Here is a 16497-nt window from a genome sequence, read left to right as displayed (position 1 = left end):
GGCTTTTTCATTCACCAGAACCAAGTCTTACAACTTAGGCCCGGCAGCCTTGATCGCGTCGCTCACGTCGAACTTCTTGAAGTTCTCGATGAACAGACCGGCCAGTGCTTTGGCAGCTTCGTCGTACGCAGCCTTGTCAGCCCAGGTGTTGCGTGGGTTGAGCAGGTTGGTTTCGACGCCCGGTACGGCCAGCGGCACGTCCAGGTTGATAGTGTCCAGGTGTTCGGTTTCGGCACCGACCAGGGCACCGCTCTGGATCGCTGCGATCACCGCACGGGTGGTCGGGATGTTGAAGCGTTTGCCAACGCCGTAGCCACCGCCGGTCCAGCCGGTGTTGACCAGGTAGACCTTGGAGCCGAAGCCCTTGATGCGCTTGATCAGCAGCTCAGCGTATTCGCCAGCCGGACGCGGGAAGAACGGTGCGCCGAAGCAGGTGGAGAAGGTCGACTTGATGCCGCTGCCCGAACCCATTTCAGTCGAGCCCACCAGTGCGGTGTAGCCGGACAGGAAGTGGTAGGCCGCCTGCTCGTTGTTCAGGATCGACACTGGCGGCAGTACGCCGGTCAGGTCGCAGGTCAGGAAGATTACAGCGTTCGGCTCGCCGCCCAGGTTCTTCTCGGAACGCTTGGCAACGTGCTCCAGCGGGTAGGCCGCGCGGCTGTTCTGGGTCAGGCTGACATCGGCGTAGTCGGCATGCTTGGCATCGTCGATCACGACGTTTTCCAGGACTGCGCCGTGCTTGATGGCTTTCCAGATGACCGGCTCGTTCTTCTCGGACAAGTCGATGCACTTGGCGTAGCAGCCGCCTTCGATGTTGAAGACAACGCCTTCACCCCAGCCGTGTTCGTCGTCACCGATCAGGTAACGGCTTTCGTCGGCGGACAGGGTGGTCTTGCCGGTGCCGGACAGGCCGAAGAACAGGGTCACGTCGCCTGCTTCGCCGATGTTGGCAGCGCAGTGCATTGGCAGCACGTCGGAAGCCGGCAGCAGGAAGTTCTGCACCGAGAACATGGCTTTCTTCATTTCACCGGCGTAACGCATACCGGCGATCAGCACTTTTTTCTGGGCGAAGTTGAGGATCACGCAACCGTCAGAGTTGGTGCCGTCACGCTCAGGCACGCACTCGAAGTTGGCCACGTTCAGCACTTGCCACTCTTCACGACCGGCCGGGTTGTACTGGGCCGGGTTGATGAACAGGCAACGACCGAACAGGTTCTGCCAGGCAGTCTGGGTGGTCATCTTCACGGCCAGGTAGTGATCGTCGGCCGCGCCTACATGCACGTGGGAAACGAAATGCTCTTGCGCGTTGTTGAACGCCTCGACACGAGCCCACAGCGCGTCGAACTTGTCGGCCGGGAACTTGCGGTTGATCGGGCCCCAGGCGATTGCGTCCTGGGTGGAAGGCTCTTCAACGATGAAACGGTCGACTGGCGAACGGCCGGTGCGGTGACCGGTGCGAACTACCAGAGCGCCGGTATCGGCAAGCTCGCCTTCACCGCGTTTCAGGGCTTCTTTTACCAGATCATCAACACTCAGATCGGTGTACACGGCGTTATTGGGTTGCGTCATGAGGTTCCCCGTCGGCCAGTGGCCGAGTGTGCTCCAAACGTTTTGTAGTAGAAAGTCGTGCACTACTACCGCGAAAAAAGTGGGCCGGATTATGCCAGAAAAGCCCAAAAAGAGTAGGGCCCTCCCGTCGTAACGGCGTTATTCCGTCGTTGAGCAGTGAATTTACCTGCGCTGAACCGTTTTAGTGCCGGGTATCTGACGGCGTCTCGACGCCGGCGCCAGCGAACAATTGAGCGATATCCGCCGCATCGAACAGGTAGCGCTGGTTGCAGAACTGGCAATCGATCTCGACGCTGCCACCCTGTTCGGCCACCAATTGCTGCGCATCTTCCAGACCCAGGCTGACCAGTGCGTTGCCCGAACGCTCACGGGAGCAGCTGCAGTGGAAGCGCAGTTTCTGCACATCGAACAGACGGACCTGCTCCTCATGGTAGAGGCGATGCAGGACGGTTTCGTTGTCCAGGCTCAACAGTTCATCAGCGGTCAGGGTGTTGCCTAACGCGGTGATGTGCTGCCAGCTGGCAGCGCGCTCTTCTTCATCTTTCAGGCGATCGGCCGGCAGTTGTTGCAGCAGCAAACCACGGGCACGACGGCCGTCGGCGCACAGCTTGAAGCGGGTACCGACCTGCTGGGACATGACGAAGTAGTTGGTGAAGCAGTCGGACAGGGTTTCGCCGTCGAGGTCGACGATGCCCTGATAGCGCTGGCCTACGGTCGGGTCGATCGTCAGGGCCAGAACGCCGTTGGGCATCAGGTCGGCGAGGGTTGCGTCAGGGGCGATAAGGTCCGCCTCGTAACGGGCCAGACCACGGATCTCACGCTCGCTGGAGCACTCGATCATCAGCAGCGGAATCGGGCCTTCGGAGCGCGCCTGAAGAATCAGCAAGCCATCGAATTTCAGGGTGCCCACCAGCAGCGACGCGGCAGCCATGAATTCGCCCAGCAATTGCGCAACCGGCTCCGGATACGGGTGCTTGGCGAGCACTTCGGCATAGCTGCGTTCCAGCGACACCAGTTCGCCGCGCGTGTCGCTGTCATCGAAGATGAAGCGTTGGGTGTAATCGGTATCGAGGAAATCGGTCATAGGTCTAGGTATCTGATTTTAATGACAAAAAGGTTACAAAGAATGAAAATCCCGTGCTTCTGGCATCCATTTTGATGCCTATGTTCAGCCACGGGAGGCATTTTATGAACAATCCGGGTTTGTTCCAATCAAGGTGGAACCTCGGCCGGCTGGTTCTGTGCAATGCGGTGCCATTGGCACTACTGGCTTTCTGGTTATGGCCTACAGGCCAGATGCTGTGTGTGGTTTTCGACGAGTGGCTGTTCCGCTCACTCAATACTCCGCTGGCCAGCAACCCCATATGGCTCCACATCTGGGCAATTGCAAGTCTGCGCCCGTTCGACGTTGTCGTCGGACTGATTCTGCTGACGCTGCTGATCAAGGGCGACTGGGTGTTCAAGGCGATTGACGTACGTCGCGCGTTCTTCGGATTTTTTTCGATCCTGCTGCTGATGGTGGTGATCCGCGCGCTGTTTTCCAAATTCGCCGACCACATGGGCTGGCAGCACAACAGCCCTTCCATGGTGCTCGAAGGCGCCGTCCATATGAGCGACTACTTCCCGCATCTGGAGAAAACCTTTGAGCTGAAGGATCGCTCCAGCCAGAGCTTTCCCGGTGACCATGCTTCGGTGCTGCTGATCTGGGCGTTGTTCATGGGTGTGTTCAGTCGCTCAGCCGGCCAGTTCCTGACAGTCTGGGGCCTGGCGCTGCTGTTCATGCTGCCGCGGCTGGTGGCCGGTGCGCATTGGGGCCAGGACGATTACATCGGTGGCCTGCTGCTGGCGGTGTGGGCGTTGGGCTGGGGTTACTACACGCCGTTTGCCTATCACGCGGCGAACTTCTGGCTGAAGGTCACGGCGCCGATCTTCGGGCTGCTGGGCAAGTTGCCGGTGATTTCGCGGATGACTGTCGTGTCCGCACGATAATCGACGACCGCTGAAAAAAGTCGCAGCCTTTGACGAGTCTTGAGTCAGGATCGGCAGGCTGCGATCTTTTTTATTCTCCGCCACTGTTCCCACGAAATTTAAACAGATCCCGGCGCTGCTTCTTGCTCGGTTTGCCATCGGTAGTCACGCCCAAGGCGCCCGCCTTGCGCATCGCCGCAGCCGCCTCTCGCTTGGCGATACTGGCCTCGGTCTCGGCATACAGCGTCTGCGCTTCCGGCGCGCCACGACGCACGATCGACAGGGCTTGCACCACAACGGTCTTTTCATCGAAGCCGGTGCGAATCTCGAATTCATCGCCGATGCGTGGCTCTTTGCCAGGCTTGCAGCGCTCTCCCCGACAATGCACCTTGCCGCTTTCAATGGCGGCTTTGGCCAAGGCCCGTGTTTTATAAAAACGCGCAGCCCACAACCATTTATCGAGACGGACCTTGTCGTCCTCTTCGCTTTTTTGTGCCATGGAATTTCCTCATTCTGAAATATTGATGAACTGTACTACCGTTTCTGTCGTGCCATGAATTGTGCTGTCCCGGATTACAATGCGCACATTCCGGGGCGTGCTTGAGATGGCGCCAATCCGGGCCGTAGATATCTGTCGCCTTTTAACCACTATTCTGCGTGAATACCGCAAATCCGGCCCCCTGCGGGCTGATCGGTTTTCACCGGTTGAGCATTTTTTTGAAGACATTTGACCATTTGACCGTTGTCGGTCTGCGCGAGTGGGTGGCGCTCCCGGATCTGGGAGTCGCGGGCCTTCGGGCAAAAATCGACACCGGTGCCAGTACCTCCAGCCTGCACGCCACCGACATCGAGCCGTTCGAACGGGACGGCGAGAAGTGGGTGCGCTTCACCGCGCACCTGGGCACGGTGGTGCAGTTGCGCCACCGGCGTTGCGAAGCACCGCTGGTCACCCGCAAGACCATCAAGAGTTCCAACGGCCAGGCCCAGGTGCGCTATGTGATCAGCACCACCCTGGCCCTCGGTGATCGGGTCTGGCCGGTCGAGTTCACCCTCGCCTGCCGCAAGTCCATGCGCTATCGCCTGCTGCTCGGTTCCAAAGCCCTGATCGACGGCCAGTTGGTGGTCAATCCGGGCATCAAGTATGTACAAGACAAGCCGGTGTTCCCGGTATCTACCTCCTCCACAGGTGTTGCATGAAGATCGCTGTGCTGTCGCGGAATCCGCGTCTGTATTCCACCCGCCGTCTGGTCGAAGCCGGAACCGAACGCGGGCATGAAATGGTAGTGATCGACACCTTGCGCGCCTACATGAACATCGCCAGCCACAAACCGCAGATCCACTATCGCGGCAAGCCGCTGGAAGGCTTCGATGCGGTGATCCCGCGGATCGGCGCGTCGGTGACGTTTTATGGCTGCGCGGTGCTGCGGCAGTTCGAAATGATGGGGGTGTTTCCGCTCAACGAATCGGTGGCCATCGCCCGTTCCCGGGACAAGCTGCGTTCGCTGCAATTGCTGTCACGCCGGGGCATCGGCCTGCCGGTGACCGGGTTCGCCCACTCGCCGGACGACATTCCCGACCTGATCGACATGGTCAACGGTGCGCCATTGGTGATCAAGGTACTGGAAGGCACCCAGGGCATCGGCGTGGTGCTGTGCGAAACCGCAACGGCGGCGGAGTCGGTGATCGAGGCGTTCATGGGCCTGAAACAGAACATCATGGTGCAGGAATACATCAAGGAAGCGGGCGGCGCAGACATCCGCTGCTTCGTGGTCGGTGACAAGGTCATCGCGGCGATGAAGCGTCAGGCCAAGCCAGGGGAATTCCGCTCCAACCTGCACCGGGGTGGCAGCGCCAGCCTGATCAAGATCACCCCGGAAGAACGCATGACCGCATTGCGCGCCGCCAAGGTCATGGGCCTGGCGGTGGCGGGTGTGGATATCCTGCGTTCGAATCACGGGCCGCTGGTGATGGAAGTGAACTCGTCACCGGGCCTGGAAGGGATCGAGACCACCACCGGCAAGAATGTGGCGGGGATCATCATCGAGCATCTCGAGAAGAATGGCGGGCCGAACATGACCCGCACCAAAGGCAAGGGTTGAACCTGGAATCAGGCGGCCGCCAGGCCGCCTGAAACTTAAACCGCGTCCCGCGGCAGCATCAATCCCAACGGCAAGCGCACCCGCGCCTCCAGCCCGCCCCCGGAGCGGTTGCGCAGTTCGACATTGCCGCCGTGCATCGAAGCAATCCGTTTCACGATCGCCAGACCCAGCCCGGTGCCCTTCCCGCCCCGCGCCCGATCGCCACGAGTGAACGGGTTGAAGATCGCTTCAAGCTCCGACGGATCGATCCCTGCCCCACGGTCCATCACGCTCAGTACCACGTACGGCGCACTGGTGTCGCCGGACACATAAGCCGCGACGTCCACACTGCCGCCGGCATGATTCAACGCGTTGCCGATCAGGTTGTTCAACAGACGCTTCATCGACACCCGGCGCAGCGGGAACGGCTGGATCGGTTCCAGACGCAAGCGCACTTTCTCTTCACTCTGGTTGTACGGCGCCGCGACTTCGCGCACCAGATCGCTCAGGTCCACTTCTTCCACGGATTCGTCCCGACCATCGCGAATGAACGCGAGGAACTGGTCGAGAATCGCATCCATGTCTTCAATGTCGCGCACCATGTCATCGGTCAGGTCGGTGCGGTCGCCCATCAACTCCAGTGACAGTCGTAGACGGGTCAGCGGCGTCCGCAGGTCATGGGAAACCCCGGCGAGCATCAGTTCACGCTCACGTCCAGCCTGTTCGACGTCCTCGGCCATCTGGTTGAAGGCACGATAAACCTCGGTCATTTCGCTGGGTGTATCGCTGATCGGCAGGCGCACGCTGCGGCCCTGACCGAGTTGCCGGGCGGCATACACCAGACGCTTCAACGGCTGGTTGAGCTGACTGACGAAGATCCATGCGGAAGCGGTCGAGAGCAGACCGATGGCGAGGAACCAGCCGAGCACGTTCCAGATTTTCTGGCCGCGCAACGGGTGCGGGTACAACGGCACTTTCAGCCAGCCATCACCCAGGCTCGGCGCGCGCACCCATAATGCCGGCGGCGAATGCATGCGCAGTCGAACCTCGGTGTCCGCCCCCAGTTCCGCCTGCATCTGCCGCTGGTAGATTTCGCTGTACGGCCAGTGCTGTTCGCCTTCCGGCACACCGGCGCCGACCACCCGGATCAGAGTCGCGGCATCGGCGATCTTCGCGCGGTTTTCTTCATCGGCGGCCCAATAGGCACGCAGCGTCAGGGCAACACCGTGGCTATATTGGCGATCCACCAGCACGTCCTCGTTCATCAGCAGATAAACCAGGGTCAGTGCCTTGGAAAACAATACGACGATGAGCACCAGCCAAAGGGTGCGGGAGAAGAAGCTTTGGGGGAACCAGACAGGGGTTTTCATGGATAACCGCTACGCACTTGCAGGAGCGAGCAATGCTCGCATATTGCGGATAACGAGTCTGCGGAGCCGGCACTTTCGACCGTTTCCCGCAGACCCGCTCCTACAAATCACCCGTCACTTGGTGGAGTTGCCATCCGGCACGAACACATATCCCACGCCCCAGACAGTCTGGATGTAGCGCGGCTTGGACGGATCGGGTTCGATCATCCGGCGCAGACGGGAAATCTGCACGTCAATGGAACGCTCCAGGGCATCCCACTCCCGGCCACGGGCCAGGTTCATCAGCTTGTCGCGGGTCAGCGGCTGACGGGCGTTCATCACCAGGGCCTTGAGTACCGCAAACTCACCGGTGGTGAGCATGTGCACTTCGTCGCCGCGCTTGAGTTCGCGGGTGGCCAGGGACAACACGTAGTCGCCGAACGTGACGTTCTCTTCTTCACTGCCCGGCGCGCCCGGCACCGGTGCGGCCTGCCGGCGCAGCACCGCTTTGACACGGGCCATCAGTTCGTCCGGGTTGAACGGCTTGGCCAGGTAATCGTCGGCGCCCAGTTCCAGGCCCTTGATCCGGCTCAGTTCGTCGCCCTTGGCGGTGAGCATGATGATCGGGATCTGATTGTTCGCGCCACGCAGACGACGGCAAGCGGTCAGGCCGTCTTCGCCCGGCAGCATCAGGTCGAGAACGACCAGGTTGAACACTTCACGGGACAGCAGACGATCCATCTGCTCGGTGTTCGGTACGGCGCGGGCACGGTAGCCCTTGCTGACGAAGAAGCGTTCCAGCAGGCTGCTCAGCCCCGGATCGTCGTCAACAATAAGAATTTTTTCGCCTTCAGCAGTTTGTGCAGTGCTGCTCATTGGATGCTCCTTTTAGCTCGGCGCGCATTATGGCGTAGCTGCCGTTATACGCACCGTGTGCATTGTTAGCAGATTTTTCCTTCACTGCCAGAAAACCGGGGCTTGAGCCTACAGACCGTGTCGCCCCCGAATGACAGAACGCCGGTTATAATGCGCGGCCTTTTGTGCCAGGCAACGTCTGAATCGTTACCGCAGGTGGCCGTCCTTTATTTTCCGGGTGGCCGCAGTAATTGTTCGATTTCACGGGTCAATGGGATGCCTTTTGACCCAGGCAGCGGCAAGCGTCAGGCCGCCCCACCAGACTCCGGGCCCTTATTTATGCGCCTGCGAGCCTGCTTTCACAATTTGTCAGGTGGTTTTATGGACAGCATCAACAGCCGCATCGCCGAGGAACTCGGCGTACGCCCGCAACAGGTCGAAGCGGCCGTCGCGCTACTCGATGAAGGCTCTACCGTTCCCTTCATCGCCCGTTACCGGAAAGAAGTGACCGGCAGCCTCGATGACACTCAGTTGCGTCATCTGGAAGAGCGTCTGCGCTACCTGCGAGAACTCGACGAACGGCGCATCAGCATCCTTTCCAGCATCCAGGAGCAGGGCAAACTCACCCCTGAGCTGGAGCGCGAAATCAAACTCGCCGACACCAAGACCCGCCTCGAAGACTTGTACCTGCCGTACAAGCAGAAGCGCCGCACCAAGGGCCAGATCGCCCTGGAAGCCGGCCTCGGCGAGCTGGCCGACGGCCTGTTCAACGATCCGAGCCTGACCCCGGAAGCCGAAGCCGCACGCTTCATCAACGCCGAAAAAGGCGTGGCCGACGCCAAGGCAGCGCTGGAAGGCGCCAAGTACATCCTCATGGAGCGTTTCGCCGAAGACGCCAACCTGCTGGACAAACTGCGCAACTATTTGAAGCAGGAAGCCACCCTCAGCGCCCGCGTCATCGCCGGCAAGGAAGAGGAAGGCGCCAAGTTCCGCGACTACTTCGAACACGACGAACCACTGAAAAGCATGCCGTCGCACCGCGCGCTGGCGATTTTCCGTGGCCGCAACGAAGGCATTCTCAGCTCTGCGCTGAAAGTCGGCGAAGAGCTGCCGGGCACCCTGCACCCATGCGAAGGCATGATAGGCCAGCACGTCGGCATCCAGAACCAGAACCGTCCGGCCGACAAATGGCTGGGTGAAGTGGTGCGCTGGACCTGGAAGGTCAAGCTCTACACCCACCTGGAAACCGATCTGCTCGGCGAGCTGCGCGACGGCGCTGAAACCGAGGCGATCAACGTGTTCGCCCACAACCTGCACGACCTGCTGCTGGCCGCCCCGGCCGGCCCGCGCGCCACCCTGGGCCTCGACCCGGGCCTGCGCACCGGCTGCAAGGTCGCGGTGGTCGACTCCACCGGCAAGCTGCTGGATCACGCCACGGTTTACCCGCACGTGCCGCACAACAAGTGGGATCAGACCATCGCCATCCTGGCCGCCCTGTGCGCCAAGCACTCGGTCGATCTGATCGCCATCGGCAACGGCACCGCCAGCCGTGAGACCGACAAACTGGCCATCGAACTGATCAAAAAATATCCAGCGATGAAAATGACCAAGGTCATGGTCTCCGAAGCCGGCGCATCGGTGTACTCGGCCTCAGAACTGGCGGCCAAGGAATTCCCGGATCTCGACGTGTCGATCCGTGGCGCCGTGTCCATCGCCCGCCGTCTGCAGGATCCACTGGCCGAACTGGTGAAAATCGATCCGAAATCCATCGGTGTCGGCCAGTACCAGCACGACGTGTCGCAGCTGAAACTGGCGCGCGGTCTGGACGCCGTGGTCGAGGACTGCGTGAACGCCGTGGGCGTGGACGTGAACACCGCGTCCGTGGCGCTGCTGGCGCGGATCTCCGGCCTCAACGCGACCCTGGCGCAAAACATCGTGACTCACCGTGACGAACACGGCGCGTTCAAGACCCGCGCTGCGCTGAAAAAAGTCGCGCGTCTGGGCGAGAAAACCTTCGAACAGGCCGCCGGCTTCCTGCGCGTGATGAACGGCGACAACCCGCTGGATTCTTCGGCCGTTCACCCGGAAGCCTATCCGCTGGTGCAACGCATCGCCGCTGAAACCGACCGCGACATCCGCTCGCTGATCGGCGACGCCTCGTTCCTCAAGCGTCTGGATCCGAAGAAGTTTACCGACGAGACCTTCGGTCTGCCCACCGTCACCGACATCCTGCAGGAGCTGGAAAAGCCGGGCCGCGACCCGCGTCCGGAGTTCAAGACCGCCGAGTTCCAGGAAGGCGTCGAGGACCTGAAGGACCTGCAACTGGGGATGATCCTCGAAGGCGTGGTGACCAACGTGACCGCGTTCGGCGCGTTCGTCGACATCGGCGTACACCAGGACGGTCTGGTACACATCTCGGCGCTGTCGGAGAAATTCATCAAGGATCCGCGCGAAGCAGTGAAAGCCGGTGACGTGGTGAAAGTGAAGGTCATGGAAGTCGACATCCCGCGCAAACGCGTCGGCCTGTCGATGCGCATGAGCGACACGCCGGGCGAGAAGATCGACGGTGCCCGTGGTTCGCGTCCGGGCTCGGCGCCACGCCAGTCGCAGGGTTCGGCTCCGCGCAAGGAAAGCACCCCGGCGGCTCCGGCGAACAACGCCATGGCATTGCTGTTCGCCAACGCCAAGCAGTTGAAGAAACGCTGATGGAGATTCCGGCCGGGCTCGTCGAGAGCGCGTTTTTCAAGCTGTTGGGTTGCCGCCTGCACAGCCTGGAAACCGGGGTGGCGCAAGTCGCCCTGGCGCTGGAACCGGAACTGCGCAACCGCGGCGGCAAGCTGCACGGCGGCGCGCTGTTCAGTCTGGTCGATATCGCCATGGGGCTGGCCTGTTCCAGCACCCACGGCTTTGGCCAGCAGAGCGCGACCATCGAGTGCAAGATCAACTACATCCGCGCCGTCTCCGAAGGCGAGGTGATGTGCACGGCGCGGGTGATCCACCCGGGCCGGCGCACGCTGGTGGTCGAAGCCGACGTGATGCAGGGCGACAAACTGGTCGCAAAAGCGCAAGGCACGTTCGCTGTCCTGTAGCTACTCGTCATCGATTTGAGTTAATTTCGGCGCTGTGATCGCAGCGTCGGAGTTTTCCTCGCCCGCGTCTGCCAGATTCAGGGACTGAAGTTGGCGTTTGCAATGGGGCTTTCATGGCCCGAAAACCAGGCGAAAACGCCAGTTTCAACTTCACCCTTGTAGACCGTCCTGCCCACCCCCATATTGGGGCGACTGACGCGTGAAGGAATCCAAATTGAGCGAACTTCTCAACCGCCGCCTGGCTCTGCTCGGTGAGCGCGCCAACCTCTCTCTGCTCGAACAGTGCCTGCACGGCATCGAACGTGAATGCCTGCGCGTGACCGGCGAGGGTCGACTGGCGCAAACGCCGCACCCCGAAAGCCTGGGTTCCGCGCTGACCAACGAACAGATCACCACCGACTATTCCGAGTCGCTGCTGGAATTCATCACGCCTGCCCTGCCCGATCCGGCCGACACCCTGGCGAGCCTGGACAAGATTCATCGCTTCGCCTACAGCAAGCTCGGCAACGAGTATCTGTGGAGTCCATCGATGCCGTGCCCGTTGCCGGCCGAGGAAGATATCCCGATCGCCTATTACGGCACCTCCAACATCGGTCAGCTCAAGTATGTCTACCGCAAGGGCCTGGCCCTGCGTTACGGCAAGACCATGCAGTGCATCGCCGGGATTCACTACAACTTCTCCCTGCCGGAAAAACTCTGGCCGCTGCTGAAAGAAGCCGAAGGCTTCGTCGGCACCGACCGGGATTTCCAGTCGTCGTCCTATATCGCACTGATCCGCAACTTCCGTCGATACAGCTGGCTGCTGATGTACCTGTTCGGTGCTTCGCCGGCGCTGGATGCGGGATTCCTGCGCGGCCGTTCGCATCAGCTGGAACAACTGGACCCGGACACTCTGTACCTGCCTTACGCCACCAGCCTGCGCATGAGTGACCTCGGTTACCAGAGCAACGCCCAGGCTGGCCTGACCCCTTGCTACAACGACCTGGCCAGCTACACCGACAGCCTGCGCAAGGCGGTGGCCACGCCATACGCGCCGTACGTCGAAGTCGGCACGCACCAGGATGGCGAGTGGGTGCAACTGAACACCAACATCCTGCAGATCGAAAACGAGTACTACTCGAACATCCGCCCGAAACGCGTGACCTACACCGGCGAGCGGCCGATCCAGGCCTTGATGGCCCGTGGCATCCAGTATGTCGAAGTGCGCTGCCTGGACATCAACCCGTTCCTGCCGATGGGCATCGATCTGACAGAATCGCGCTTCCTCGACGCGTTCCTGCTGTACTGCGCGCTGAACGACAGCCCGCTGCTGACCAACATCAGCTGCGGCAACGCTACATCGAACTTCCTCAGCGTGGTCAAGGAAGGTCGCCGCCCGGGCCTGCAATTGCAGCGCGACGGTCAACCGGTCGGCATGAAGGAATGGGCGGCGGAGCTGCTGGAAAAAATCGCTCCGCTGGCCGCGCTGCTGGATCAGAGCCATGGCGGCGATGCCCACAGCAAGGCCCTCGACGCGCAACTGGCCAAGGTCAAGGATTCGTCCCTGACGCCTTCGGCCCAGGTGCTGGCGGCCATGGCCGAGCACAAGGAAAGCTTCGCGCAATTCTCCCTGCGCCAGAGCCAGGCCCACGCCGAGTTCTTCCGCAGCGAACCGTTGGCAGCTGACGAACAGGCGACGTTTGAAGAACTGGCGCGCTCGTCGCTGGCGCAACAGGCTGAGCTGGAGCAGAACGAGGTGGGCGATTTCGACGTGTTTGTCGGGTCGTATCAGGCGAGCATTCTGGCGATCAGCAACTGACATCAGAAGGTTCTTCGAACCTTTTCGCGAGCAGGCTCGCTCCCACATTGGATTGCAATCTCCTGTGGGAGCGAGCCTGCTCGCGAATGACCGCGCAGCGGCTACGCTTAGATTTTTCCGCTCATAAGCTAAGTCTAAAAAGTTATTTATTTTTAGTTTCTTAGATCATTTAGTCTCCTTTCACGCCGATCCTCGGTCGCCTGATATGGAGCTCTTAAATGAAACTGAATGTCCCGCTTCGCCTGCTGGCCGTGGCCTCTCTGGCTGCTGCGAGTTTCCTGGCCCAGGCCGCCGACCTCACCGTCGCCTACCAGACCACCGTCGACCCGGCAAAAGTCGCCCAGGCCGACGGCGCCTACGAGAAAGCCACCAAAGCCGACATCAGCTGGCGCAAGTTCGACAACGGTGCGGACGTCATCTCGGCCATCGCTTCCGGCGATGTGCAGATCGGTTACCTCGGCTCCAGCCCGCTGACCGCAGCCGTCACCCGTAAAGTCCCGGTGGAAACCTTCCTCATCGCCACCCAGATCGGCGCCGCCGAAGCGCTGGTCGCCCGCGACGGCGCCGGCATCAAGACGCCGCAGGATCTGGTCGGCAAGAAAATCGCCGTGCCGTTCGTGTCCACCGGTCACTACAGCCTGCTGGCCGCGCTGAAGCACTGGAACATCGATCCTTCGAAAGTCACCGTTCTCAACCTCGCCCCGCCGGCGATCATTGCCGCATGGAAGCGCGGTGACATTGACGCCACCTACGTCTGGGATCCGGCGCTGGGCGTGGCCAAGGAAAACGGCAAAGTGCTGATCACTTCCGGTGAACTGGCCAAGTTCGGTGCGCCGACCTTCGACGCCTGGATCGTGCGCAAGGACTTCGCCGAGAAGCACCCGGAAATCGTCACCGCGTTCGCCAAGGTCACCCTCGACGCCTACGCCGACTACCGCAAGGATCCGAAAGCCTGGCTGGCCAACCAGAGCAACGTCGACAAACTGGTAAAACTGTCCGGCGCCAAGGCCAGCGACATCCCATTGCTGCTGCAGGGCAACGTCTACCCGCTGGCGGCGGATCAGGTCAATGACCTCGGCGCGCCGACCACCAAAGCCATCACCGACACCGCTGCGTTCCTCAAGGAGCAAGGCAAGGTCGAAGCGGTTCTGCCGGACTACGCGCCGTATGTCACCCCCAAGTACATCACCAACTGATCGGGAGTTAACTGCGATGGCCTTGCTACAACTGGAGCGCATCAGCGCACAGTATCCCGGCAGCCCGGAACCGGTACTGTCCGACATTTCCCTGACCCTCGGCCCTCAGCAATTGCTGGTGGCCCTCGGCCCGTCCGGCAGTGGCAAGACTTCGCTGTTGAACCTGATTGCCGGTTTCGTCGAACCGAGCGCCGGGCGCATTACCCTGGACGGCGTGCCGGTCAAAGGCCCGAGCGCCGAGCGCGGCGTGGTGTTCCAGGACGACGCCCTGCTGCCCTGGCAGGACGTGCTGGCCAACGTCGCCTTCGGTCTGGAGCTGGCCGGTGCGGCCAAGGACAAACGCGAACAGATCGCCCGGGAAATGCTCGCGCTGGTCGATCTCTCCGGTTTTGAAAAGCGTCGCATCTGGCAGCTCTCCGGCGGCCAGAAGCAACGTGTCGGCCTGGCCCGCGCCCTTGCCGCCGACCCGCGCGTACTGCTGATGGACGAACCCTTCGGTGCCCTCGACGCCTTTACCCGCGAACAGATGCAGGAGCTGTTGCTGCAAGTCTGGCAACGCACCGCCAAACCGGTGTTCCTGATTACCCACGACATTGAAGAAGCGGTGTTCCTCGCCACTGACCTGATTTTGCTGGCACCGAATCCGGGGCAGATCGTCGAGCGCCTGCACCTGGATTTCGGCAAGCGCTACGCCGCCGGCGAATCGGCGCGGTCGATCAAGTCCGATCCGCGCTTCATCGAAACCCGCGAACACGTGCTCGCCAAAGTGTTCTCGCAACGCAGCGCCGTTCAACGGCAGGAGCGCGCATGAGCAGTTACGACGTTTCTGCCACCGCAGTGAAACCCGCCGCCACGTCGGTGGCGATTCCCGTGCGCCGCAGCCTCAGCACCCGCTGGATCAGCCTGCTGACCCTGTTCGCGTTGCTGGTGATCTGGTGGGCGGTGACGGCCTCCGGTCTGATCGAACCGCTGTTCCTGCCACCACCGTCAGCCGTGCTGCAAAAAGGCTGGTTGCTGGCGACCACGGGCTACATGGATTCGACGTTGTGGCAGCACTTGGGCGCGAGCCTGAGCCGCATCGGCCTGGGCCTCGGCTTTGCGATTTTGACCGCCGTGCCAGTAGGCATTGCCATCGGCGCCAACCGCATCGCCCGTGGCGTGCTGGATCCGCTGATCGAGTTCTACCGGCCGATTCCGCCACTCGCCTATCTGCCGTTGATCGTGATCTGGTGCGGCATCGGCGAGTTGTCGAAAGTACTGCTGATCTACCTGGCGATTTTCGCCCCGATCGCGATTGCCACCGCCACCGGCGTGCGCACCGTCGACCCGGCCAAACTGCGCGCCGCTCAGTCGCTGGGCGCTACCCGCGCACAACTGATCCGCCACGTGATTTTGCCCAGCGCCCTGCCGGACATTCTGACCGGTGTGCGCATCGGGCTGGGCGTCGGCTGGTCGACCCTGGTCGCTGCCGAATTGATCGCGGCCACCAGCGGCCTGGGCTTCATGGTGCAGTCGGCTGCGCAATTCCTGGTCACCGATGTGGTGGTGCTGGGGATTCTGGTCATCGCCCTGATCGCCTTCGCCATGGAAATGGGCCTGCGCGCCCTGCAACGCAAACTTGTGCCGTGGCACGGCCAGGCCCACTGATTTTTTCAGCACTGACTACCCCGACAGTTTCGGGGCCCCGGAATTGAAGAGAACCACCATGAGCAGCCTGAACATCACCCCGTTAAGCTCGGCCCTCGGCGCACAGATCAGCGGCGTCGATATCAGCCAGCCGCTGAGCCTGGAACAGCGCGACGCCATCGAGCAGGCACTGCTCAAATATCAGGTGCTGTTCTTCCGCAATCAGCCGATCGAGCCGTCGCAACAGGCGCGCTTCGCCCACTATTTCGGCGACCTGCACATTCACCCGATCTACCCGAACGTGCCGGAACAACCGGAAGTGCTGATCCTCGACACCGCCGTCACCGACGTGCGCGACAACGCGATCTGGCACACCGACGTGACCTTCCTGCCGACCCCGGCCATGGGCGCGGTGCTCAGCGCCAAGCTGTTGCCGGAGTTTGGTGGCGACACGCTGTGGGCCAGCGGGATTGCCGCGTATGAAGCGCTGTCGACGCCGATGAAGGCGATGCTCGAAGGGCTGACCGCGACTCACGATTTCACCCGCTCGTTTCCGCTGGAGCGTTACGGCAACACGCCGGAAGCACTGGCGCAATGGGAAGAGGCACGGCGCAAGAATCCACCGCTGTCACATCCAGTGATCCGCACGCACCCGGTGAGCGGGCGCCGCTCGCTGTTCGTCAACGAAGGCTTCACGTCGAAGATCAATGAGCTGTCGGAGACCGAGAGTGAAGCGGTGCTGAAGTTTCTGTTCGCCCATTCGACGCGGCCGGAATTCACCATTCGCTGGCGCTGGCAGAAGGATGACATCGCGTTCTGGGACAACCGCGTGACGCAGCATTACGCGGTGGATGATTACCGCCCGGCGCGGCGGGTGATGCAGCGGGCGACGGTGTTGGGGGATGTGCCGTTTTTTCGTTGAGCCTTTTTGATCGTTCCCACGCTCCGCGTGGGAACGATCAGCGTTCT

The 16497-nt window shown here is 61.4% G+C and carries 15 protein-coding genes; 10 read left to right on the top strand and 5 right to left on the bottom strand.

The genetic code is table 11. The features are described 5' to 3' along the window. Window positions 1-27: 27 nt before the first annotated feature. Both DXT77_RS17875 and hslO read right to left on the bottom strand, forming a co-directional pair. Window positions 28-1569, bottom strand: a complete 1542-nt coding sequence (locus DXT77_RS17875; protein ID WP_119428615.1) for a phosphoenolpyruvate carboxykinase — start codon at window positions 1567-1569, stop codon at window positions 28-30. Between the two features lie 181 nt (window positions 1570-1750). Continuing rightward, window positions 1751-2653 (bottom strand): Hsp33 family molecular chaperone HslO, encoded by a 903-nt coding sequence (gene hslO / locus DXT77_RS17870; protein ID WP_085712714.1) that lies wholly within the window; start codon window positions 2651-2653, stop codon window positions 1751-1753. A gap of 104 nt (window positions 2654-2757) precedes the next feature. Here hslO and DXT77_RS17865 point away from each other — a divergent pair, with 104 nt between their 5' ends. Continuing rightward, entirely contained in the window at window positions 2758-3558 is an 801-nt protein-coding gene (locus DXT77_RS17865) for a phosphatase PAP2 family protein (RefSeq protein ID WP_085712713.1), read from the top strand. Window positions 3559-3628: 70 nt separating this feature from the next. Here DXT77_RS17865 and DXT77_RS17860 read toward each other — a convergent pair whose 3' ends face one another. Continuing rightward, entirely contained in the window at window positions 3629-4036 is a 408-nt protein-coding gene (locus tag DXT77_RS17860) for an RNA-binding S4 domain-containing protein (protein WP_119428614.1), read from the bottom strand. A 251-nt stretch (window positions 4037-4287) separates the two neighbouring features. On the opposite strand from DXT77_RS17860, the gene DXT77_RS17855 reads away from it, so the two are divergent. Together DXT77_RS17855 and rimK are read left to right on the top strand one after the other, a co-directional pair. Further along, window positions 4288-4734: an ATP-dependent zinc protease gene (locus DXT77_RS17855; protein ID WP_169432582.1), complete on the top strand. Its 447-nt coding sequence runs from the start codon at window positions 4288-4290 to the stop codon at window positions 4732-4734. Further along, window positions 4731-5636 (top strand): 30S ribosomal protein S6--L-glutamate ligase, encoded by a 906-nt coding sequence (gene rimK, locus DXT77_RS17850; protein ID WP_007949201.1) that lies wholly within the window; start codon window positions 4731-4733, stop codon window positions 5634-5636. The genes DXT77_RS17855 and rimK overlap by 4 nt, the downstream gene beginning before the upstream one ends. 35 nt (window positions 5637-5671) lie before the next feature. Here the strand turns inward: rimK and DXT77_RS17845 are convergent, their stop codons facing one another. Further along, window positions 5672-6985 carry an ATP-binding protein gene (locus DXT77_RS17845; RefSeq protein WP_085712711.1) on the bottom strand — a complete coding sequence of 438 codons (1314 nt, stop codon included), beginning with the start codon at window positions 6983-6985 and terminating at the stop codon, window positions 5672-5674. 114 nt (window positions 6986-7099) lie between these two features. Next, a complete protein-coding gene (ompR, locus tag DXT77_RS17840) occupies window positions 7100-7840 on the bottom strand; it encodes a two-component system response regulator OmpR (protein WP_007952694.1) in 741 nt (246 codons plus the stop codon). 360 nt (window positions 7841-8200) lie between these two features. On the opposite strand from ompR, the gene DXT77_RS17835 reads away from it, so the two are divergent. The 7 genes from DXT77_RS17835 to tauD all read left to right on the top strand — a co-directional run bounded on the left by DXT77_RS17835 (window position 8201) and on the right by tauD (window position 16450). Continuing rightward, a complete protein-coding gene (locus DXT77_RS17835; RefSeq protein ID WP_119428613.1) occupies window positions 8201-10525 on the top strand; it encodes a Tex family protein in 2325 nt (774 codons plus the stop codon). Beyond that, complete coding sequence (locus DXT77_RS17830; RefSeq protein WP_119428612.1) at window positions 10525-10908, top strand: PaaI family thioesterase; 384 nt, start codon at window positions 10525-10527, stop codon at window positions 10906-10908. Before DXT77_RS17835 ends, DXT77_RS17830 begins: the two co-directional genes overlap by 1 nt. A 214-nt stretch (window positions 10909-11122) precedes the next feature. Beyond that, window positions 11123-12706 carry a glutamate--cysteine ligase gene (gene gshA / locus DXT77_RS17825; RefSeq protein WP_119428611.1) on the top strand — a complete coding sequence of 528 codons (1584 nt, stop codon included), beginning with the start codon at window positions 11123-11125 and terminating at the stop codon, window positions 12704-12706. Between the two features lie 218 nt (window positions 12707-12924). After that, window positions 12925-13902, top strand: a complete 978-nt coding sequence (gene tauA / locus DXT77_RS17820; RefSeq protein WP_119428610.1) for a taurine ABC transporter substrate-binding protein — start codon at window positions 12925-12927, stop codon at window positions 13900-13902. A 16-nt stretch (window positions 13903-13918) separates the two neighbouring features. After that, window positions 13919-14713: a taurine ABC transporter ATP-binding subunit gene (gene tauB / locus DXT77_RS17815; protein ID WP_119428609.1), complete on the top strand. Its 795-nt coding sequence runs from the start codon at window positions 13919-13921 to the stop codon at window positions 14711-14713. Then, window positions 14710-15549, top strand: coding sequence for a taurine ABC transporter permease TauC (gene tauC / locus DXT77_RS17810; RefSeq protein ID WP_119428608.1), 840 nt, complete (start codon window positions 14710-14712; stop codon window positions 15547-15549). The genes tauB and tauC overlap by 4 nt, the downstream gene beginning before the upstream one ends. A gap of 58 nt (window positions 15550-15607) precedes the next feature. After that, a complete protein-coding gene (gene tauD / locus DXT77_RS17805; protein ID WP_119428607.1) occupies window positions 15608-16450 on the top strand; it encodes a taurine dioxygenase in 843 nt (280 codons plus the stop codon). Window positions 16451-16497 lie beyond the last annotated feature (47 nt).

The sequence above is a fragment of the Pseudomonas sp. 91RF genome (assembly GCF_003576265.1).
GTDB lineage: Bacteria > Pseudomonadota > Gammaproteobacteria > Pseudomonadales > Pseudomonadaceae > Aquipseudomonas > Aquipseudomonas kribbensis.
The sequence above is the reverse complement of the archived record's forward strand: the minus strand, read 5'-3'. Positions and strand labels throughout refer to the sequence as shown.